The sequence below is a fragment of the Colwellia sp. F1 genome (assembly GCF_056238625.1).
Genome location: NZ_JBWDLI010000003.1, coordinates 140,953 through 161,873, shown reverse-complemented (window position 1 = coordinate 161,873; position 20,921 = coordinate 140,953). Strand labels below are relative to the sequence as shown.

Annotated in this window: 16 protein-coding genes; 10 read left to right on the top strand and 6 right to left on the bottom strand. The window is 38.5% G+C overall.

The genetic code is table 11. The features are described 5' to 3' along the window. Positions 1 to 84 precede the first annotated feature (84 nt). Positions 85 to 1,590 carry a tryptophan halogenase family protein gene (locus tag AC0UA9_RS03755; RefSeq protein WP_475657243.1) on the top strand — a complete coding sequence of 502 codons (1,506 nt, stop codon included), beginning with the start codon at positions 85 to 87 and terminating at the stop codon, positions 1,588 to 1,590. Positions 1,591 to 1,715: 125 nt separating this feature from the next. Here the strand turns inward: AC0UA9_RS03755 and AC0UA9_RS03750 are convergent, their stop codons facing one another. The 3 genes from AC0UA9_RS03750 to AC0UA9_RS03740 all read right to left on the bottom strand — a co-directional run bounded on the left by AC0UA9_RS03750 (position 1,716) and on the right by AC0UA9_RS03740 (position 4,057). Then, the gene (locus AC0UA9_RS03750) at positions 1,716 to 2,966 is read right to left on the bottom strand and encodes a glycoside hydrolase family 18 protein (protein WP_475657242.1); all 1,251 of its coding nucleotides are present in this window, start codon (positions 2,964 to 2,966) and stop codon (positions 1,716 to 1,718) included. A gap of 270 nt (positions 2,967 to 3,236) precedes the next feature. Continuing rightward, the gene (locus AC0UA9_RS03745) at positions 3,237 to 3,530 is read right to left on the bottom strand and encodes a hypothetical protein (RefSeq protein WP_475657238.1); all 294 of its coding nucleotides are present in this window, start codon (positions 3,528 to 3,530) and stop codon (positions 3,237 to 3,239) included. A gap of 176 nt (positions 3,531 to 3,706) precedes the next feature. Continuing rightward, positions 3,707 to 4,057: an EF-hand domain-containing protein gene (locus AC0UA9_RS03740; RefSeq protein WP_475657233.1), complete on the bottom strand. Its 351-nt coding sequence runs from the start codon at positions 4,055 to 4,057 to the stop codon at positions 3,707 to 3,709. A gap of 466 nt (positions 4,058 to 4,523) precedes the next feature. Here AC0UA9_RS03740 and AC0UA9_RS03735 point away from each other — a divergent pair, with 466 nt between their 5' ends. From AC0UA9_RS03735 to AC0UA9_RS03725, 3 genes are all read left to right on the top strand, one after another. Continuing rightward, positions 4,524 to 6,167 (top strand): HAMP domain-containing sensor histidine kinase, encoded by a 1,644-nt coding sequence (locus tag AC0UA9_RS03735; RefSeq protein WP_475657229.1) that lies wholly within the window; start codon positions 4,524 to 4,526, stop codon positions 6,165 to 6,167. A 152-nt stretch (positions 6,168 to 6,319) separates the two neighbouring features. Next, a complete protein-coding gene (locus AC0UA9_RS03730; RefSeq protein ID WP_475657225.1) occupies positions 6,320 to 6,817 on the top strand; it encodes a hypothetical protein in 498 nt (165 codons plus the stop codon). A gap of 3 nt (positions 6,818 to 6,820) precedes the next feature. Next, positions 6,821 to 8,212, top strand: coding sequence for a sigma 54-interacting transcriptional regulator (locus AC0UA9_RS03725; protein WP_475657222.1), 1,392 nt, complete (start codon positions 6,821 to 6,823; stop codon positions 8,210 to 8,212). Positions 8,213 to 8,281: 69 nt separating this feature from the next. Here the strand turns inward: AC0UA9_RS03725 and AC0UA9_RS03720 are convergent, their stop codons facing one another. Then, a complete protein-coding gene (locus AC0UA9_RS03720) occupies positions 8,282 to 8,947 on the bottom strand; it encodes a hypothetical protein (RefSeq protein WP_475657218.1) in 666 nt (221 codons plus the stop codon). Positions 8,948 to 9,212: 265 nt separating this feature from the next. Between AC0UA9_RS03720 and AC0UA9_RS03715 the strand changes: the two genes are divergently transcribed. Next, a complete protein-coding gene (locus AC0UA9_RS03715; protein ID WP_475657215.1) occupies positions 9,213 to 9,920 on the top strand; it encodes a 2OG-Fe(II) oxygenase in 708 nt (235 codons plus the stop codon). Positions 9,921 to 9,966: 46 nt separating this feature from the next. On the opposite strand, the gene AC0UA9_RS03710 is transcribed toward AC0UA9_RS03715, so the two are convergent. Continuing rightward, positions 9,967 to 10,506, bottom strand: a complete 540-nt coding sequence (locus tag AC0UA9_RS03710; protein WP_475657213.1) for a hydrolase — start codon at positions 10,504 to 10,506, stop codon at positions 9,967 to 9,969. A 277-nt stretch (positions 10,507 to 10,783) separates the two neighbouring features. Here AC0UA9_RS03710 and AC0UA9_RS03705 point away from each other — a divergent pair, with 277 nt between their 5' ends. Then, positions 10,784 to 11,062, top strand: a complete 279-nt coding sequence (locus AC0UA9_RS03705) for a YfcL family protein (protein WP_475657210.1) — start codon at positions 10,784 to 10,786, stop codon at positions 11,060 to 11,062. Here the strand turns inward: AC0UA9_RS03705 and mnmC are convergent. Continuing rightward, positions 11,059 to 13,116 carry a bifunctional tRNA (5-methylaminomethyl-2-thiouridine)(34)-methyltransferase MnmC2/FAD-dependent 5-carboxymethylaminomethyl-2-thiouridine(34) oxidoreductase MnmC1 gene (gene mnmC / locus AC0UA9_RS03700; protein WP_475657207.1) on the bottom strand — a complete coding sequence of 686 codons (2,058 nt, stop codon included), beginning with the start codon at positions 13,114 to 13,116 and terminating at the stop codon, positions 11,059 to 11,061. The two genes, AC0UA9_RS03705 and mnmC, sit on opposite strands and share 4 nt — an antisense overlap. Positions 13,117 to 13,379: 263 nt before the next feature. On the opposite strand from mnmC, the gene fabB reads away from it, so the two are divergent. The 4 genes from fabB (at position 13,380) to AC0UA9_RS03680 (ending at position 20,860) form a co-directional block, all read left to right on the top strand. After that, positions 13,380 to 14,594, top strand: coding sequence for a beta-ketoacyl-ACP synthase I (gene fabB / locus AC0UA9_RS03695; protein ID WP_475657204.1), 1,215 nt, complete (start codon positions 13,380 to 13,382; stop codon positions 14,592 to 14,594). Positions 14,595 to 14,763: 169 nt separating this feature from the next. Next, on the top strand, positions 14,764 to 15,912 hold the full coding sequence (locus AC0UA9_RS03690) for a 4-phosphoerythronate dehydrogenase (RefSeq protein ID WP_475657200.1): 1,149 nt from the start codon (positions 14,764 to 14,766) through the stop codon (positions 15,910 to 15,912). A 43-nt stretch (positions 15,913 to 15,955) separates the two neighbouring features. Further along, a complete protein-coding gene (locus tag AC0UA9_RS03685) occupies positions 15,956 to 16,978 on the top strand; it encodes an aspartate-semialdehyde dehydrogenase (RefSeq protein WP_475657198.1) in 1,023 nt (340 codons plus the stop codon). Between the two features lie 390 nt (positions 16,979 to 17,368). Further along, positions 17,369 to 20,860, top strand: coding sequence for a FimV/HubP family polar landmark protein (locus tag AC0UA9_RS03680; RefSeq protein ID WP_475657194.1), 3,492 nt, complete (start codon positions 17,369 to 17,371; stop codon positions 20,858 to 20,860). The last annotated feature ends 61 nt before the right edge of the window (positions 20,861 to 20,921 follow it).

The window sequence follows — 20,921 nt, the reverse complement described above, 5'->3', positions numbered from 1 at the left end:
AGGTAATTAAGTTAGATAAGGCCAACGCAAGCGTAAGTAAGTAACATAAATGAAAGATTTATCTTTAACTATGAGTAAGTAACAATGTTAAATAACGATGGTACTCCGAAGAAAATTTTAATTGTTGGTGGTGGAACCGCGGCATGGATAGCGGCCAACTTATTAGCGGTAAAATGGAAAGAAACGGAAGTTTGTTTAGTTGAGTCAAAAGACATTGGTATTATTGGTGTTGGTGAAGGGAGTACGCCGCATTTAAAATTGTTTTTTGACACCGTCGGTATTGCCGATTCAGAATGGATGCCACGGTGTAATGCAACCTATAAAAACGGTATTACCTTTGAAAATTGGTCAAGGGTTAAAGGGTTTGAATCCTACTTTCACCCATTTGCTGCTCAAACCGATGATGTATTCACCTCACCTGTGTTTTTTAAAAATATTGACGCGCGTATGCAAGGCTATGACGTTAATGCACACCCAGATGAATACTTTTTAGCCTCTTATTTATCAAAAAATAAGTTAGGCCCTTTGCCTGATGAATGTTTTCCTTTTGGGGTTGCTTACGGATACCACTTTGACTCAGCACTTTTAGGGCAGTTTTTAGCAGAGAAAGCACAAAGCTTTGGCGTAAAAAGATTATACGGTACCGTTAGCGATGTTTTCGTTCAAAACGACGGTGGTATAAAGGGCGTCAAGCTTAGTGATGGTAGCGTTCTAGAGGCCGATATTTTTATAGATTGTACTGGTTTTAGAGCTTTACTGCTGCAAAAAAAGTTGCAGGTAGAGTATGTAAGCTTTAAAGATGATTTGTTCAATGATTCAGCAGTTGTTATGCCCAGTGAGGTAACAACAAAACTGCCAGTTGATACAAAGTCTACCGCGCTTACGCATGGTTGGGCTTGGCAAATACCGCTAACCAATCGTTTTGGTAACGGTTATGTTTATAGCAGTGATTATATTAATTCAGATCAGGCCGAAACTGAGCTTAGGCAGCACTTAGGCTTATTAGACAGCGATACTCAGGCCAGACATTTAAAAATGAAAGTAGGGCGTGTTGAAAAACATTGGTATAAAAACTGCCTTGCTGTTGGTTTATCGCAAGGTTTTATTGAGCCCTTAGAAGCCACCGCTATTGCGCTTTCATTTAATACTATCGCACAATTTATGCAGTATTTTAAAGAAGGTCAGGGTAGTAATAAATTTGAAATGGCTTTTAATCAAGATATAAACGCGAGGTTTGATGGTATTAGAAACTATGTTGTGTGTCACTATAAAGCGAATCAGCGTAATGATACAGCTTACTGGCGAGATAATGCTGCTAATAATAATATATCAGATACATTAAAGAATATTTTACATCTTTGGCAAAATAGCAATGACTTTGCTGGCAATATGGTTAAATATAAGTTGTTTGGCAGTTATCAACCTAAGTCGTGGGCTTGTTTACTTGCTGGTTACGGTGTGTTTCCAAAAGCCAATGCAGATAAAACGGCTGACTATTCGATGCACCATCAAGAAATGGACGGCTTGCAAGATTTTATTCGCCGGTGCGCATTAAATTTTAAAGGTCATAATGAAATGCTGCACCGTTAAAGTTATTTGCTTGCCGCCCAAAATGCCTGAATGTATATCGGGCATTTTTATTTATGCTTTACCTAGTACCTAGTATCTAGTATCTAGTACCTAGTACCTAGTACCTAGTATCTAGTACCTAGTCTTTACTCCACATCCATCCCGGTACGCATGCTATCGATTAAATCACCATTGTCTTGTAATATTTGCCATGAAAAGACCCCCGCTAAACCGTTATCTTTAGCCCAGGTGGCTTTTGCTAGCGTCGAACGTTTATCATCAAAAGAAATGAAACCTTGTGTGTTAGGATGAAATAAGTAGGCTGCTTCAGCTTGTTTGTCATAACCATATTGATACCCTAATGGAGGTGTGGCTATTAAGTCCTTGTAGGAATAACCTTTTGTTGCAATAGATTGGCTATTATCATTAAAGCGTTTACCTTTTGTATTATCACCTTGCCAGCCACTGTTGGTCCAGCCTCGGCTATAAAATGCGACACCTAACACTAGTTTCTTTGCGGGAATGCCTGCAGTAATCAGGTTATTGATCATACCTGCAGCGCTTAATGTATTTATATTAACGGGGAATAAGTTTGCATGGTGGCCTGCCTGACCATCGCCCACGGCAAAGTCGTAAGTCATCGCAAATATGTAATCCATGGCAGGAGCTGCTTTTTGCCAATTAATTGCTTGAGTTTTGGCTTTGCTTCCACTTACTGCCGCTGTTAACTGGTAGTTTCTACCAGTGCGGGCTTTAAGTTGATTCAGTTGTGCACGTAATTCTTGCATCATCAGGGCGAATACTTGTTTTTCATTTTCTGCTGCTGCGCCTTGTAAAGTTGCTTGATGGTTACCGCCACCACCTGGATATTCCCAATCAATGTCAATGCCGTCAAAAACATCATGTTTTGCTATAAAGTCAACCGCCGACGCTACAAAAACCTTACGAGTAGATTCGCTCTTGGCCATACCATGAAAAGGATTCGAAAGTGTCCAGCCACCAAAGGAAGGTAAAAGTTGCAAGTGTGGGTGTTGTGCTTTTAATTTTTTAAATGCAGCTAATTCAGCTAATGCTGCTTGTTCATTATAAAAAACTACTGAATAAGGGGGTTTGTCTTTGCAAGCGACCTTAATATTTTTTTGTACCGCCTTGTTGGCGCCACTGTTGTCTCCACACAGAGCAACAAAGGCGTACAGCACGTGACTAAGTTTCTCAGCAGGTAAGTTACTAACGGCACTGGGGTTGGCGTTTTCGAAGTAATAACTGGCTATGACAGGTTGTTTTACATCGCTTGTTGGGCTTATGTTCTCCTGCTTGGCGTTTACAGGTAAATAAGTAAATAAGCAGAAAATGGCAGCGTATTTAAACGACAATGAGTATTGCTTGACTAGTGGCATAAAACCTTCTTTTTACATGATGGCAAAACACGCGGTGAAATACGATTTTTTGTCGGGTTAGTGGGATTTTATCTTAACATAAAAATATTTATTTAAAACAATAGCTAGCTATACTATAAACAACAAGAAAAGTATTTTTGATGGGGTTTTTAAGGTTGATACTCTGATAAAGTTATCAGCGCGGTTGTGGCAGTAAAACACGGTTAAAAATGTGCTTGATAAACTAGTAATATAAGCTCTTAAGTAAACTGGCCTTGTTTAAACGTTACTTTAAAGAGCAGCGGTTAAAAAATCTTTTTTTGAATTGACGTTGATGGAGTCGACTATCACTTCTTCAATCGACATTTGTTGACAAAACTGTTTAATAACAGCAAGGTCAGTATGGCTTGTCTGGGTTAAATCTTTTTGCATTATTCCGTCTACGTAAGCACTGTTACCATTGAAACAAATATTAGCAATGGCGCTATAGGGTTGGCCGTACTGCTTTACTCGTAAGGCTCTTACCATTTTCACTTCAAAAACCCAGTTACCTATTTGAATACGACGGTTTATCATTTCACTCATGGTGTTGTACCTTTACAATAGCTTAATAGACGTCCATGTAGTTAATGGTTAATAATCAAAAAAGCCGGCTATAAAGTTGGGGAGTAGCCGGCTAAAAAAAGGGGTTAACTCGTGCAATCAATTTTATATTAAATATAAAGCGATTCAACATTTAATATAAAAAGGAAGTAGTAAAACTAGTCGTCACTATTAACTATTTGTATTGCGTTATCTTTCGCTTTTGCAAGGTAACGATTAAATTCTGCTTCATTAATTTCTTCATCTTGATTTACATCAATAGCGTTGAACTCTTCTTGCAACAATGTATGCTGGCTAGTAGCAACTTCTGCTTGACTCAACGTACCATTATTATCACTGTCTAGCTCAGCAATTAATGTAGAAAATGAGACAGGCGCTTCCGTGTGTATTTGGTCAACTTGAGGCTTTTCTACCACGTCAGTAAGTGCATCATCAGCACTGACAAAACTAGAAGCAAAAGCCGCGGTAATCACTATAGCAGTAACTTTAAATAAACTAATATTTTTCATTTTTAGATCCTTTATTTTGGTTATCGAGCAAACCTCGATAGTTATTTACTATAAAACACATAACTTCGCTTAAGGCATTTAGTGTATTCATTAACATTAAATCTGTTGTGCAATGTTATGTTGTCAAAGGTAATGAAGCACACACTATGCCATTATTTTAAGTTATTGATTTATAATGAATAATCTGTTTTTACTGTGGTGAGGCTGTCGCCATATAGCAACAGGTTATTTAATTCTATAAATATTTAGCTTGTTAAATATAGTTTATGTCAATAAATGCTAATTATATCAATGATTTATAGTTATGGTTTTTACCTTCTGCTCTTGTCTCCGATTAGAGACACCATTGTATTTTTTATTAAAATGGCATAAAAAGGCACGGAATAAATAATATGTGCTATTTAGGTCTAAGCATTATTTGTATGTGCACGGGGTAAATAGGTTGGTAATGAAGGTAATCAATAAAATGGCTCGAATAAAACCGCTATCAATAAAGACACTAACTTTCTTGGGGTTTACCTTGGTCGCACTACCGTTAGTGTTGGCACTTTTATATAGCGCTAATCAAGTTAACGAGCTGTCTAAAAAAGGGGCTGATGCTATTTTCACCGTGGCTGAGTTAATTAATACTAATCAACAAATTAATAGTACGTTAAAAAAAATGGAGCGTTATGCTAGCCAGTATTTAGTTTTAAAAGACAGTGAGTTAAAAGATAACTATATTATTGAGCAAAAATTATTATTGGTAACTAGTCAGCAGCTATTGCAATATAACGATGACGAAATAAAGCAGTTAACTAAACAATTTTTACAGGCAATAAAGCAAGTACACCAGAGTATATTAACGCCAACGCTAGGTTTGTCAGCCGGGTCAGAAAACGACAAATTCACATCTGGTTCAACGGTATCTGGTTCAACCATCTCAAGTATAGGAAAGTTAAAAATAGCAACAGAGCCAGCCACATCAAAAAACATAATATCTGCACAAACACAACCAACTGCACCTGAGTCAGCATTAGCAGAGCCAACACCGGTTGTTGTATTTACTTCTTTAGAGGCGTTACAAAAACAATTTAAACAATTGATCAATATAAATGAAAAAATCACCGTGCGCAGTCGTGAGTTTATTAATCAACAAGCGCAAAAAATTCAATATGCTACAGCGAAAGTCAGCCATACTTTATTAACCAGTTTATTTATTATTCCGGTTACTTTATTGATTGCGGGTATATTTATTATGCTAATAACGCAGCCACTTAGGCGGTTAATTATAAAAATAGGCTTGTTACAACAAGGAAATTTTGAGCAAGAAGATGGTGCAAAAGAGCCGCAAGTTGCTGGTTTTCTTGAAATTAAAGAAATTAATGATGCATTAAACAGTATGCGAACTCGGTTACATGCATTAGCGTTACAAAAGTCGAGCTTTATTCGGCATATTTCGCATGAATTAAAAACACCTCTTGCGGCCATTAGAGAAGGTACTGAGTTATTGTATGATAACAGTGTTGGTGCACTCAATGATGATCAACAAGAAATCGCTAAAATTATTCGTAATAGCACTAATCGTTTACAGAGATTAATTGAAGAGCTACTTGATTTTAATATTGTTTTAGACTCAACCAGCTTACAAGATAAGGAAATTGTTAACCTGCCTGAGCTCGTTAACCAAGTGTTAAAAGACAGAGCATTAGACATTAAGCGTAAAAATATCAATATCAACATTACTCTCTGCAATATTGTTTTTGAAAGTAACACAAAACAGTTAACTGTTATCATTGATAACTTGTTGTCTAATGCAATTAAATATTCGCCGGAAAATGGTGTTATTAGCATTGAAGCAGCGCTTGATAAGCAGCAACTGACCTTGTCAATAAGTGATGAAGGTGATGGCATAACAGCAGCAGAGCAAAGTAAAGTGTTTGATGCTTTTTATCAGGGGCGAGCGCCGAAAGATTATAATATAAAAAGTAGCGGGTTAGGTTTAACGATAGTGAAAGAATTATTGATGAGATTAAATGGAGAAATATCCCTGGTTAGCCAAATAGAGCCGCCGAGCGGTACAACAATGAAAATTACACTTAAGCATGTTGTAAAGGGAGAAAATGTATGAGTTTAGTGTTACCTAAACGCTATAAGAGGCACTATGTACGGCAGCAAAAAACTGCTTGCTTGAGTCCAAAAAGCCAGACCAGGTTATATAAGGTTGTGATCACTTTTTTGCTCTGCTTATCCACGTTCGCATGTCAAAATAACGTGAGTTCAGTGAATAAAATGCCGCCTGTTAATACGGCAAATTTCGGCCAATATTATTTGGCTTTAAAGAATTTATCAGCAACGGAGTTGCAACAAGAAATAGCACAACAAAAATTAAAAAAACGTGAAGGTAATATTGAAGCAGAAATTAATTTAATTTTGTTGTATAGCTTACCTAACTCACCGGAGCATAATGTCTATACGGCAAAGTCACAATTAAATGAACAGTTAAATAAACAGTTAAATAGGCATCAAACTTATTATTTTAGTGAGGCCGATCAGGCTTTTATTCGTTTACTCAAAGATCAACTTAATCAACAGCTATTTTTATTTCAAAAGTTAATTAATCAAGATCTTGCACACGACAAAAAAGAAGCAAACTATCGGGTTCAGGAGAAAAAACAACGTAATAAAATTGCCGCACTAGAATTAACGGTAAAGCAATTAACCAAACAAATTACACAACTTAAAAAAATTGAACAAACTATCAGTGAGCATGGGCAATAAATCATGAAACCATTAAAGTCACCGTTAACACAATCTATGGCTAGTAATGAGCAAAGCAAAATATTAATTGTCGATGACGACCCGAGCTTATTGCGCCTGTTAGGCATTCGTTTATCTGCGGCTGGCTATCAAGTCGAGTCGGCCGCAAATGCGAAAATTGCGCTAGGTATACTCAAGAGCTTTCATCCTCAATTGGTGATCAGTGATTTACGCATGGAAGCAATGGACGGTATGGCTCTTTTTGAGCAAATACGGCAACAGTCACCTAATATCCCCGTTATTATTATGACAGCACACGGTACGATTCCTGATGCCATTAATGCCACTAAACAGGGGGTTTTTAGCTTTTTAACGAAACCCTTTGAAAGCCAACAATTGCTGGAAACAGTGGCACAGGCTATACGTTTACAACCCTCAAACGCGAGTAATACAGAAAAACAAGCCAGTTGGCGGGAAAAAATTATCAGTCGAAGCGCCATAATGGAGTCATTATTACAGCAAACTAAGCAAGTGGCGATGAGTGATTTTAGTTTACTTATTCATAGTGAAAGTGGTACAGGTAAAGAGCTATTAGCACAAGCTATTCATCAAGCTAGCCATAGAGCAAAAATGCCCTTTACTGCCATTAACTGTGCAGCCATCCCTGAGCAGCTATTAGAGTCAGAGTTATTTGGTCATGTTAAAGGCGCGTTCACTGGTGCTGATAAAAGTTATCAAGGGCTATTTCAAGCCAGCGATGGTGGCACATTATTTTTAGATGAAATAGGTGACATGCCAATGGGTTTTCAGGTTAAGTTGTTAAGGGCATTACAAGAAAAAGAAGTTAGGCCAGTAGGTAGCGCACAAGCAGTAAAAATAGATGTGCGAATAATATCGGCTACCCATAAAAATTTGCAGCAAGCCATTGAAGAAAAAACCTTTAGAGAAGATTTATACTACCGCTTAAATGTGGTTGAGTTGGCACTACCTCCGCTGGTAGAGCGTCGTGAAGATATTCCTTTACTGGCGCAACATTTTCTTAAGCACAGCAAACAACACACGACACTGGATATTAATGGCTTCTCACAAGAAGCAATGGAAATATTAATAGCAGCGCCTTGGCCAGGCAACATTCGGCAGCTACAAAACGTGGTTGAACAAAGTGTTGCTTTATCAAGAGAAAATATTATTGTGGCAAGCTTAGTGAAAAATGCATTAAGAGATGAAACCAGTGCACTACCATCATTTCAGCAAGCAAAAGATGAGTTTGAACGCGATTACTTAGCGAAGTTACTAAAATTGACCGCTGGAAATGTATCTCAGGCGGCTAGAATAGCGCAGCGCAACCGTACAGAATTTTACAAACTCCTCAATCGTCACCATTTAACGGCTGAGGCATTTAGAGCGCAGGGGTAGTGCTTACTGAGTGTAAATTAACTTTTAGTGTTTAGCCAAGCAGCAAAACTATGAGAAAAAATATGCGCTTTATATGAGTTGAACAAACTCCAGGCTTATTTCTGCTTTAGAGTACCAAGAACAAGAAACCCCTTTGGGCACAAATAATGCCTCTCCTGGGGATATTTTATATTCATTCTCTAGTAAGTCAGTGCAAATAAGACAGCCAGATTTTACTAAAATAAACTCATGATAAGGAAAAGTAATTGTGCCGGTTTTAAAGGCATTGCCTTGCCACACGCCTGCCGTTAGTTTTTTATCCTGGCTTTGATATTGTAATTTTTTATTAAAACCGTCAGACGTCTTTTGCCAAGGGTCTGTATTGTTTTCATTAATATGAATTAGGGATGAATATTCACTGTAAACAAAAAGTGATTGCGCAGGCGCTACGTTTTCGGGCGGTTGATAAACAACATAAAAGTTGTGTACTGTACTGTTTGCTTGCCATTGGCAATCGAGATGTTGTGGAATAATAACGCTTTGCCCGGCAACAATTGGTTCTACTGTGCCGCTTTGCTTGTTTTTAATGTGGGCCGTTCCATTAATGATAGCGATAAATTTATCCCCATCAGCGGTATTTATCCGGTTAAGCTTCTCACTGTTGTTGTATACGCCAAGCTGTAAACCAAGTGCTTTTTTTTGGTAATGGCGGTTGTTAGTACTAGCGGATAATTTAATAATATTTTTGTCAGGCATAGAGAAACAGCTTCTTGAGAGCATCACAAGCATTTATTGTATCAGGCTTGTTGTTTAAAAAGTAAAGATAGCTAAAAGTACAGTATTAGTATATAACTTAATCTTAAGGTGAATGATCAAAGCAGCTGGTAAAGTCTATTTCCTGTTTTGAGTTTCTCGGTGTTTTATTAACAGCGTGTCACTATTCATCAAATGGGAATTTCCCTCACTGCATCTCCCTTGTTAACCAGGGGGATCCTTACCCGGTGACTCTGTCAAATAACCAATGACCTTAGTTAATGTAAATACTTCTGATGATAATGATAATGCATTATTACCTGAGCCTGTTTGTGAAGCACTCTTTGAGTCTATAGTAAATGATATAATTGAAACAGGTTACAGCATTCGTTTGAACATGTTACCTGAAGGGTTAAGCCATATGTTATTACATCATATGCGCGAATTACCCGAATCAAACTTTAAGCGGGCAGGTATTGGCCGTGCTAAAAATCATAAGATTAATGACCATGTACGTACCGATGAAATTTGCTGGATAAACAAACACACAGATGCTGGTGCTGCTTGGATTACTTGGGTAGCGGCCTTAAAAAACTATTTGAATAGCCGTTTATTTCTCGGTTTATTCTCGTTTGAAAGTCACTTTGCTCGTTACACAGCGGGTGATTTTTATAAAAAACACAAAGACGCTTTTAAAGGTGAAGGGAACCGTGTGTTATCTGTGGTGGTTTACCTTAATCAAGACTGGTCTGCGACTGATGGCGGTGAACTGGTGATATACGATAAACAACTCTTAAGCACAGGGGATGTTGAATACAAAAAAATTACCGTTGTGCCTAGTTTTGGTACGATAGTGGTGTTTTTAAGTGAAGAGTTTTTGCATGAGGTACTACCGGCAAAACGTGACCGTTACTCTATTGCCGGCTGGTTTCGCTTAAATAACAGTATTGCCAATAATGTTGATCCGCCAAGTTAAGAGAAACTTGACTGTTCGTTGCTTGGTTATTGATTAAGCGTTTCGTTTACTTGATCAAACTCAGTATTTCTTTAAACTCTGTGTCTCGACAATCTTTTACTAGTTCATATAGGCACATCTCTAGCCCAGTAATATCAACCCCATGATGGCGTAACTTTTCTATTGCTAAGTTTTTATTTTCTTGGGTGCGTGACGAGATACAGTCAGTAACCAGTTGTACTTTGAAACCAAATTGGTGTAAGTGTAACGCTGTTTGATAAACACAAATATGTGCTTCAATACCACAGATAAGCCAGGTATCAACATGTTCATTATTAATTGCCTCAATAAAATCAGGCTCAGCGCAAGCATTAAAGGTAAATTTAGTAATAGCAGGCAGCTCTTCAAGGTGTGCGTTTAGCTCGTTAACAGTCGCACCCAGTTTTTCAGGGTTTTGTTCCAGTAAAACAATAGGTAAGTTAAGCGCCTTTGCACCTTTTATCAGCTTCGCGCAATTGGCAATTAATGCGTCACTATTATGCACCAAGCGCGCAAGTTTTCCTTGTATATCAACTACAATTAACCCCGTGTTCTCTTTATTTAACATAGTATATTCCTAGTATTTAGCCTTGCCATTATTTATTGCATACTGTTGGCTTAATGTAGCAGAGAAGCATAAAAGTAAATAGCGTAGTATTAAGCTTGTCGGTAGATTGAGGGGGGATATTTTAGGTATTGCTGATCAAGACAAAGGTAAAGGCGCTAGCAATAGCACGCTTTATTCTAATGAGTTTTCGTAATTCATCTTGTTTCTTAGTTCAACTTGTATAGTATTATCATTCAATTTTTACAGTAAACAGTTTATATAAAGATAGAATACAGGTATGTTAAAAAAAATTAATACATTAAGTGAACTTTACCAATATTTAGATAGTTTATTTGAACAAGATATTGATGGCGATACTTTATTTGCCAGTGGTTATCTACGTGGCTTTATTTCATTAGCTGGCACAGACAGTGGCGACGAGCAACAGCTAATTTCCGCGGCTTTAATTGATAATGTTTCACAAAGATTAACCCGCGCAAAATCTGAGCTTAGCCCGCAAGACCATGCCATAGTGCAAAACTTTTGGTTAAGATTACAGCAGGTTATTAGCAACTAATCTGAGTGTGGCAGCGTTTGTCTGATGATATCTCGAATAACAAAGCGATTGGGGCTTAGGTTAAACAGCATTTTGTTATCAACAGGGTAGGGAGTGCCACATAAGTCTGCTGCTAAAATATCAGCAGCTAATGGTGCTGAACATAGACCACGAGCACCAAATCCCATCATGACATACATATTTTCAATAACAGGTGCAGTTTGTCTATACGGCCAATTTTTGTCTTTAGCTAGGTGTGGGTAAGCAGTAATATGTTTCTGTATATCTGGCATTGGGCCAACTAAAGGGAGGTGATCTGGAGACATGCAGCGTAGTCTTGACTTGCTACTGGCAATATCTTTTGTTTGCCAAGCTATTTTTTGTGCAAGGGCTGGTAAGCAATTTGATAACATTGACAAATTAAATTGATCTTCTTCTGGCCTAGCACTTGTATGTGTGTGGTTAATATTAAAAGTTGCGCCAATACAGTGGATTTGGTTATGCTTAGGGGTAAGGTAACCTTTATGACAAATCACCGTAGCTAGCTCGCTAATATTAGCATTGGTTTTCATATTTGTGACTTGCCCTTGCACAATACGAAAAGGTAATTGGTTTAACCATTTAAAATCAACCATTTCTCCACCACCGCAAAAAATAACAGTATTGGTTTTAAAGTCACCTTGGCTGGTACTTAATAGCCAATTTTTTTTATCCGTACTTTTAGCTACTGATATATTTATTCTTGTAATCTTCTTCACTAAACAATTATTGACAACTTTTAGACGATTTGTACTTTTTGCAGCATTGATTATTTGCTTTACCGCATCTTGCGGAGATAGCCAGCCTGCGTGAGGCATAAACAAGCCACCATAGGGCAAGCGAATATTGGCTAGTTCACTTGCTTTTGCCGCATCAACACCATGTATAAGTGCTGTTGGCCATGTTTTTAGTTTATCAAGTTTCTGCTGGCGCTTAATAAGCGGTTCATTATAGGCGAGCTCTAATAAACCACACCACTGATGCGGAAAATTAAAGCCCTGTGCAATAACGCCATTATAAACTGCCTTAGCTCGCCAAAAAGCTTGTTGATAAAACAAGCCAACATCATCAGCTTGTTGATAAAGTAAGGGGTATAAAGCCCCAATAGCATTGCTTGAAGCCCCTTCGGCTAAGCTATTATCTTTACAATATAAGGTGACTTTTATACCCCGCTCGGTGAGTGCCAATGCCGCACAAGCGGAAGCAATACCTCCACCAATAATACTGACATGTTGCGGCTTAGCATTAACAGGGCGCAGTTGGTAAGCTTTTGTTGAATTAGGGTTTTGTTGAAAAATACCGGTTAATATTTCACGCTTACTACCCAGGCTATTTATCTTTTGTATACGAAAACCCGCTTTTTTCATATGGCGCCGCACAAATCCCGCAACTGTAAAAGTCGCAATACTCGCTTCTGGCTTAGATAAGCGACTTATTTGGTTAAATAATGCTTCACTCCACATATCTGGGTTTTTGGCAGGAGAAAAGCCGTCTAAGTACCAAGCATCAACTAAACCATTTTTGGGTGAGTTAATGCCGGATAAACCTTTGCTTGCATCATCAACAAGTACTTTAAGTGATACTTGTTGATTGAAAAAATTACAGGAGAATTCGGTTAGATTTTTATCTTCACAAAATAGTGCGGGATATTGCTCTAAAAGCAGGTTAGCGAAATAGCTTAACTGGGGTAATGCTTGTAACGCCTTAGTTAATTGTTGTTTGCTAAGTGGATATTTTTCAATACTGACAAATGATAATTTAGGCAGTGTTAGTGTAGGAGTTTGTTGACGTAAATTATGGTACACCTGTAAGGTCAATAGAAAATTAAGACCGGTACCAAAACCCGTTTCCATAATGCAAAAAGGGCTTGTTGCCGCTTTTAATCTATTACCGATATCATTAGCGTGTAAAAAAACTTGTTCGCTTTGCTGGTAGCCAGATTCACTATCAAAATAAATGTCATTAAATTGCTTGGAATAAGGAGTGCCGTCTTGTTGAAAGGTTAATTCAGGGGCTGGTTTTACAAATTTTTTCAAAATAAACGTTATAAATGTGTTGTGCTAGTTTGCTGTATTTTACGTCAATTTTTGTTTTAGATCAGTATTATTATATTTTTATTAAGTAATAACGTAGATATTCTATCGCTAACATTATATTATGGCGTACAAGTGTACGCTGGTTGATTTTATCTTAGCTAACTCCTTGTACCAGTGAGTAGGTTAAAAACAGCCAGTATTCTGTATAAGCTCTGAATTGTCCCAATTTATCTTTAATTTTAATAAAACAAATGGTTATTTAAATGAAACGTGTCGTCATCACCGGTATCGGTATTGTATCTAGCATTGGTAATAATGTTGATGAGGTTTTAGCCTCTTTAAAGTCAGGTAAATCAGGGATCACTCATTCAGAGAGTTTTGCTGAGCAAGGTTTAAAAAGTAATGTTTGGGGTAAACCAAATATTGATATTAAAGATCATATTGACCGTAAAGCATTACGTTTTATGGGTGATGCAGCAGGCTATGCTTATATTTCGATGGATCAAGCGATTAAAGATGCTAAATTAACTGATGAGCAAGTCTCTGATTTTAGAACGGGTATCGTTGCTGGAAGCGGTGGTGCTTCGTCAGCAAATATTGTGGCCTCAAGTGACACTTTACGTAACCGTGGTATTCGTCGTGTAGGTCCATACGCTGTGCCTAAAACCATGAGTAGTACAGTTTCAGCTTGTTTAGCAACTCCTTTTAAAATTAAAGGTGTTAACTATTCTATTAGCTCAGCTTGTGCAACGAGTGCACATTGTATTGGTCATGCAATGGAACTGATTCAATTAGGCAAACAAGACATTGTATTTGCAGGCGGTGGTGAAGAAGTAGATTGGTCATTAGCAATGATGTTTGATGGTATGGGGGCTTTATCAGCAGGGCGCAATGACACGCCTGAATTGGCTTCACGTACTTATGATGCTGACCGTGATGGTTTTGTTATTTCTGGCGGCGGCGGTATGGTTGTCGTTGAGGAATTAGAGCATGCATTGGCTCGTGGTGCCCATATTTATGCAGAAATAGTTGGCTATGGCGCAACATCAGACGGTTATGACATGGTAGCCCCAAGTGGTGAAGGTGCAGTGCGTTGTATGGAACAAGCCATGCAAGGTGTTGAGGGTAATATTGATTACTTAAATACTCATGGTACCTCAACCCCAGTGGGTGATGTAAAAGAGTTAGGTGCTATTCAAACGCTATTTGGTGAAAAATCACCAGCGATCAGCGCAACAAAAGCTATGACGGGACATGCACTCGGTGCGGCTGGAGTTCATGAGGCAATATACTCAATTTTAATGATGGAAAATAACTTTGTTGCCCCGTCTATCAATGTTGATAACCTAGACGAGCAAGCGAAAGGTTTAGATATAGTGACAGAAAAGCGTGATGCTGAGCTTAACTTAGTGATGTCAAATAGCTTTGGTTTTGGTGGTACTAACGCCACCTTAGTAATGAAAAAATATCAAAAGTAATAACCGTTTAGTGTTTTAAATTGAGTCATATTAGGTACTTTATCTAATATGACTTTTGATCACTATCCTCACCACAGCATGTTATTTTATAACGACCAAAGTCACCAGTGTGCACAAAAGTAACGCTTAATAATACTGCTAATATCCTGATTTTATTGATGTAAACTTAATGAAAATATTTTTTGATGAAAACATGCCTTACGCAAAAGAATTTTTTAGTGATTTTTGCCAAGCAGGTGATTTAATTCCTTTTTCAGGACGAGATTTGCAAGCTAAAGAAGTAGCCGATGCTGATGTGTTGCTAGTGCGCTCTATTACCCAGGTCAATGAAACACTGTTAAAAGCCAATAAAAACCTCAGTTTTGTTGGTACGGCCACCATAGGTACCGATCATATTGATCACAATTATCTGGACAAACGAAACATTACTTTTCATGCGGCTCCCGGCTGTAATGCTATCTCTGTTGCTGAGTATGTTATTAGTAGCTTAGTTGTTTTAGCCGAGCGTTACTTGTTAGACTTAAGCCAACTTACTGTGGGTATTGTTGGCGGTGGTAACACAGGTACACGACTCAGTGAAAAACTCACAGCATTAGGAATGTCATATAAAATTCATGATCCGCTATTAGCACAAAATAAAGCAGATAAAAGGCAGTTCTCTTCATTAGCAGAAGTGCTTAGTTGTGATATTATTTCTTTACATGTACCTAAGGTGATAGAAGGGGATTACCCTACCTATCACCTACTTAACGAAGAACGTTTAAGTCAATTAACAGACAAGCAAATTTTAATCAGTACTTGTCGTGGTGAAGTTATTGACAATAACGCACTGTTATCATTGAAAAAACGTGGTCATGGGGTGAAGCTTGTACTCGATGTGTGGGAAGGTGAGCCTGACATACTAACACCGCTTATTGCGTATACTGAAATAGCAACTGCGCATATAGCGGGTTATAGCTTAGAAGGAAAAGCTCGTGGCACAGAAATGCTTTATCAGGCATTATGTCAACATATTAACCGGCATAAAAACAGTCGTGTTGAATGTAAACACCAGTTAGCTGATTTTTTACCTTCGGCTAATATTTCAGCGGTAACATTAAACCAAGCGTTTAATGCGATTTCGCTAAACCAATTAGTTAAACTGGTTTACGATGTGAGACGAGATGATGCAATATTTCGTCAACAATTATCAAGTCAAGGTTTTGATAACTTAAGAAAAAACTACCCGATAAGACGGGAGTTTTCAGCTGTTCAAGTCGCCTTGTTATCTGACACCCCAAGCGATGTGCCACATCGTTTAGGGTTTAACACAAAATAACTAGCATTTAGTCTAGCTAAATTAACGAATAAAGAGAGAGAAGATGGCACAGAAATTTGACGTATGCATACTTGGCGCAACAGGGCTAGTTGGTAAAACCATTATGGAAATTTTAGAGCAAAGAGATTTTCCAATTAATAAACTATACCCATTAGCCAGTGCTCGGTCTGCAGGTGAGTTTATTGAATTTAATGGTGAAAGTATTGAAGTGCTTGACGCAGATAACTTTGACTGGAGCTTAGCACAAATAGGCTTTTTCTCAGCTGGTGGTGCAACGTCAGCTAAGTTTGCGCCACTTGCGGGTGAAGCAGGCTGTATTGTTATTGATAATACCTCTGAGTTTCGCTACGACAACGATATTCCCTTAGTGATTCCAGAAGTAAACCCACATGCCTTAGCTGAATACAGAAACCGTAACATTATTGCTAACCCTAACTGTTCAACAATTCAAATGTTAGTAGCGTTAAAGCCTATTCAAGATGCGGTAGGTATTGACCGTATCAACGTGTGTACTTATCAATCAGTGTCTGGTGGTGGTAAAGAATCAATGGACGAATTAGCCAAACAAACAGCTGATTTGTTACAAGGTAAGCCGGCTGAACCGAAAAACTTTTCACGTCAAATTGCCTTTAATGTTATTCCTCAAATTGATGTGTTTCTTGATAATGGCTACACTAAAGAAGAAATGAAAATGGTGTGGGAAACAACAAAAATATTTGGCGACGACCAGGTGTTGGTAAACCCTACTGCTGTTCGTGTCCCAGTATTTTATGGCCATGCCGAAGCGTTACACATTGAAACACGCAGTCAAATTTCTGTTGAAGAAGTTAAAGCGCTACTAAAAGATGCTGCTGGTATTGTTTTATGTGAAAATGACGAAGATTTCCCAACACAAATAGGCAATGCAAGCGGCAAAGATGATACTTATGTTGGTCGTATTCGTGAAGATATCACACACCCAAATGGCATAAACTTATGGGTTGTAGCAGATAATACTCGTAAAGGTGCTGCCACCAATAGTGTGCAAATAGCTGAATTACTCGTGAAAGAGCACCTCAGTTCGTAATACCTAGCTGGCTTAACCTAGCCGACTTAATTTACAGTGATTTCACTCTATATTAAGTTTAGGTCGTTATAAGAGTAATGAGAAAATAAAACTCGCTGTTAACATTTTATATAATCTGTTAATGGCGAGTTTTTTGTTTTATCTCCTTAAAATAATGAGATATTTCTTTTGAATTTGGTATGATTGTTAATATATTGTATGACGTCTTTGGTATAAACGTAAGCTACATTACTTAACCCCACTGTTAATTAATGTTATAAATAATAATTTCCAACATTAAAGTGGAACAAATTTTGCTTCGTTTTAAAGGTTGGCGATAACTTTACTGTGGTTATTGTCAAATTTCTGACCAATAACCACTTTGTAAAAACAATAACTAGGAAAACTTTGATGCCAAAATTAATAAGCCTGCGCCTTAGGCAGGTTGTTCTTAGTATATCCATAACCAGTTTATTAGGCGCTAGTATGATGGCTAGTGTGTTATATATAGGTTTTCCTTTAGCTGTAAAGGCTGCCCAAGCAGAACAAAGTGGTGTTCGTATGCTTGGCCCTAAAGGCTCAGACGAGTATCGGTATGAACGTTATGGCCCTATCACTAAGCGCGACACCTTGTGGAATATAGCGTTGAAAGTTAGACCTGATAACCGTTTGAGTGTGTATCAGGTCATGCAAGCACTGTATCAACTCAATCCAAATGCGTTTGTCGACGGAAATTTAAATCACTTAGTTGACGGCCAATATCTAACAATTCCTTCCTTTAAACAAATGATGTTAGTAGATGCCAACGAAGCAAAGCAAAAGTCAAATGCTGATGACAAAGCATGGCAAAGCAACCAAACTGGCAGCAAAGGTAAACAGTCGAAATACACTAACCAAAAAGTTAATAAGCAAGATCTAGACACAGTCAAAGTTGAAATAAACGATAAATTAGCAAAAATAGACACTGAACAACAAAGACGCTTAGAAAATATTCAAAGTGATATTTTGGACTCTATCGGTGGTTTGCAAGCGCTTTTAAAAGAAAATGAAGCATTGCGTCAACGTTTATCATCTTTTAACAATCAATTAGATAAAATGCAAGAAGAGGTTGCTAAAAGTAAAGAAGTTAAGTTGCAAATGGATGATATGATCCAATTACAGCAGGCCCTACTTGCTAAAGCCCAAGCGAGAGAGCAAGAGTTACTATTAGAAAAAGAACAATTAAAACTAACGAAAAATAATATCTTTACGAATACTTGGTTTATTGTGTTGATGGCCATATTACCCGCGGTTTTAATTCTTCTTGCGGCCGCTTTTGTCCTCAAACGTCGCCAATCAGACAAAAAGCCAGTGAGCCCTCCAGCAAAAACAAAGAAAGCCGCGAAAGATGAAGATAAACAAGAAAATGTAACAGCTAACGCACCAACGCCTGATGAACTTTCCGTAGATGACGAATTGTCATTAGATGACGAATTATCGTTAGATGATGAATTATCATTAGATGATGAATTATCGTTAGATGATGAGTTATCTGCAGAACTTCTTGCAGAAGATGAAAGCGACGTAATACATTTAGATGACGACACCCTAGACGATTTAGACGATTTAGGTGATTTAGATGATTTAGACGACCTTTCAATTGAAGATGATGTTGATGACTTATCATTACTAGCCGATGGTGAGTTAGATCAAAGTGAGTTAGATGCTTTGTTGGTAGAGTCAGATGACGATGCAGAAAGTGAAGCATTAGAAAGTAATGAATTGAGTCAAAGTGATTTGGATGATCTGCTCGGCTCAGCAGATGATGCAGACGCTACAATAGATAAGTCAGAAGATAAGTCAGAAGATAAGTCAGAAGATAAGTCAGAAGATGAGTCAGCTGAAGCCTTTGAGAATAACGAATTAAGCCAAAGTGCGCTAGATGATTTGTTAAATTCACAGGATAAAGCCTCTGATCAAGCACCCAGTGGCACTGAAGCCGCTACGCCAACAGAGCAAGTTGATGCACAAGTTGACGCGACAGATGAAGACGCGCAAGCAGAAATAACTGACCCAGACGACATTGATGCGCTGTTAGAGTCAATGAGTGAAACGCCCAGTGGTTCCAGTGAGACTGAGGCCGTTGCGCCAACAGAGCAAGTTGATGCACAAGTTGACGCGACAGATGAAGACGCGCAAGCAGAAATAACTGACCCAGACGATATTGATGCGCTGTTAGAGTCAATGAGTGAAACGCCCAGTGGTTCCAGTGAGACTGAAGCCGTTGCGCCAACAGAGCAAGTTGACGCGACAGACGAAGTCGCACAAGCAGACGCGCAAGCAGAAATAACTGACCCAGACGACATTGATGCGCTGTTAGAGTCAATGAGTGAAACGCCCAGTGATTCCAGTGAGACTGAAGCCGCTGCGCCAACAGAGCAAGTAGATGCACAAGTTGACGCGACAGATGAAGTCGCACAAGCAGACGCGCAAGCAGAAATAACTGATCCAGACGACATTGATGCGCTGTTAGAGTCAATGAGTGAAACGCCCAGTGGTTCCAGTGAGACTGAAGCCGCTGCGCCAACAGAGCAAGTTGACGCGACAGACGAAGTCGCACAAGCAGACGCGCAAGCAGAAATAACTGACCCAGACGACATTGATGCGCTGTTAGAGTCAATGAGTGAAACGCCCAGTGATTCCAGTGAGACTGAAGCCGCTGCGCCAACAGAGCAAGTAGATGCACAAGTTGACGCGACAGATGAAGTCGCACAAGCAGACGCGCAAGCAGAAATAACTGACCCAGACGACATTGATGCGCTGTTAGAGTCAATGAGTGAAACGCCCAGTGACTCCAGTGAGACTGAAGCCGCAGCGCCAACAGAGCAAGTTGATGCACAAGTTGACGCGACAGATGAAGATGCGCAAGCAGAAATAACCGACCCAGACGATATTGAGAATGAACAACTCAGTGACAACCAGGCAAAAATTGAAAGCTTAACACCAGAATATGTCGCCCCATTATTAGCCGCAGACTTTAGTGATATTACCTCTAAAGATACTGATGCAGACGAAACATTTACCGAGCCAGCTTCCACACCGTCAAGTGACGGTTCAACAAACGATGATGGTTCAGATATTAATGAAATAAATGCAAAGACAATAGCACCAGACGAAGACTTAGCTAATAGTATAGCTGAAGAGCCTTTAGATATTGGGGATGACCTACTTACAGAAGCCTTTGACGAAGAAGCGCTAAAAACATTATTAGCCGATAGTGAAGAGGACAGCCCCATAGAGCAATCTCCTGACTTCTTAGATAAAAGCATACTCACGGATTTACTTAACGATGAGGATGAAAGTGATAATGAAGTCTTGCCAACAAGTGAAGTTCATGACATTCAAGAGCTAGACGATGCAAATTTTGATGAGCTTCTAGCAACTATTGAAGAGGATACTAGTCTTGATAGTCAGAGTCAGAGTCAGAGTCAGAGTCAGACGGCTGATTTAAATACAACCTTAGCAAGCAGTCTAAGTAACAGTACTGACATTTCACTGGATGATTTTGATAATATTACTCCCGACAGCACTGCTACTAGCACCAGTGAAAACCATAACAACGAAGATAACTTTGTTTCAGTAGACTCATTGCTTTCTGACAGCCAAAGTGAAATAAGTAACAAAGAACCCTATGAAAAAGCAAACATAGAGGTTGGTTTAAATGAATTTCCCGAATTTACGCGTGATGCTAAGCCTATTGATGTTGATATTGATGACAACGGTATTGCAGCCAAGCTTGATTTAGCCAAAGTTTACCTTGAAATAGGTGATGAAGAGAACGCGCAAATTATTTTACAAGAGGTTATTAAACTCGGTACTTTACAACAACAAGAGGCAGCCCAGAAGCTATTAAATGAGCGTTAACCCATTTTTATAGCAATATGATAATACCTTGGGCACGATTTCTTGGTATTAAAGAATGTTG

Excerpts from the sequence above, each read along its gene's own strand:
- AC0UA9_RS03755 (WP_475657243.1), top strand. The coding sequence starts at position 85 with ATGTTAAATAACGATGGTACTCCGAAGAAAATTTTAATTGTTGGTGGT.
- AC0UA9_RS03750 (WP_475657242.1), bottom strand. The coding sequence starts at position 2,966 with ATGCCACTAGTCAAGCAATACTCATTGTCGTTTAAATACGCTGCCATT.
- AC0UA9_RS03745 (WP_475657238.1), bottom strand. The coding sequence starts at position 3,530 with ATGAGTGAAATGATAAACCGTCGTATTCAAATAGGTAACTGGGTTTTT.
- AC0UA9_RS03740 (WP_475657233.1), bottom strand. The coding sequence starts at position 4,057 with ATGAAAAATATTAGTTTATTTAAAGTTACTGCTATAGTGATTACCGCG.
- AC0UA9_RS03735 (WP_475657229.1), top strand. The coding sequence starts at position 4,524 with ATGGCTCGAATAAAACCGCTATCAATAAAGACACTAACTTTCTTGGGG.
- AC0UA9_RS03725 (WP_475657222.1), top strand. The coding sequence starts at position 6,821 with ATGAAACCATTAAAGTCACCGTTAACACAATCTATGGCTAGTAATGAG.
- AC0UA9_RS03720 (WP_475657218.1), bottom strand. The coding sequence starts at position 8,947 with ATGCCTGACAAAAATATTATTAAATTATCCGCTAGTACTAACAACCGC.
- AC0UA9_RS03715 (WP_475657215.1), top strand. The coding sequence starts at position 9,213 with ATGACCTTAGTTAATGTAAATACTTCTGATGATAATGATAATGCATTA.
- AC0UA9_RS03710 (WP_475657213.1), bottom strand. The coding sequence starts at position 10,506 with ATGTTAAATAAAGAGAACACGGGGTTAATTGTAGTTGATATACAAGGA.
- AC0UA9_RS03705 (WP_475657210.1), top strand. The coding sequence starts at position 10,784 with ATGTTAAAAAAAATTAATACATTAAGTGAACTTTACCAATATTTAGAT.
- fabB (WP_475657204.1), top strand. The coding sequence starts at position 13,380 with ATGAAACGTGTCGTCATCACCGGTATCGGTATTGTATCTAGCATTGGT.
- AC0UA9_RS03690 (WP_475657200.1), top strand. The coding sequence starts at position 14,764 with ATGAAAATATTTTTTGATGAAAACATGCCTTACGCAAAAGAATTTTTT.
- AC0UA9_RS03685 (WP_475657198.1), top strand. The coding sequence starts at position 15,956 with ATGGCACAGAAATTTGACGTATGCATACTTGGCGCAACAGGGCTAGTT.
- AC0UA9_RS03680 (WP_475657194.1), top strand. The coding sequence starts at position 17,369 with ATGCCAAAATTAATAAGCCTGCGCCTTAGGCAGGTTGTTCTTAGTATA.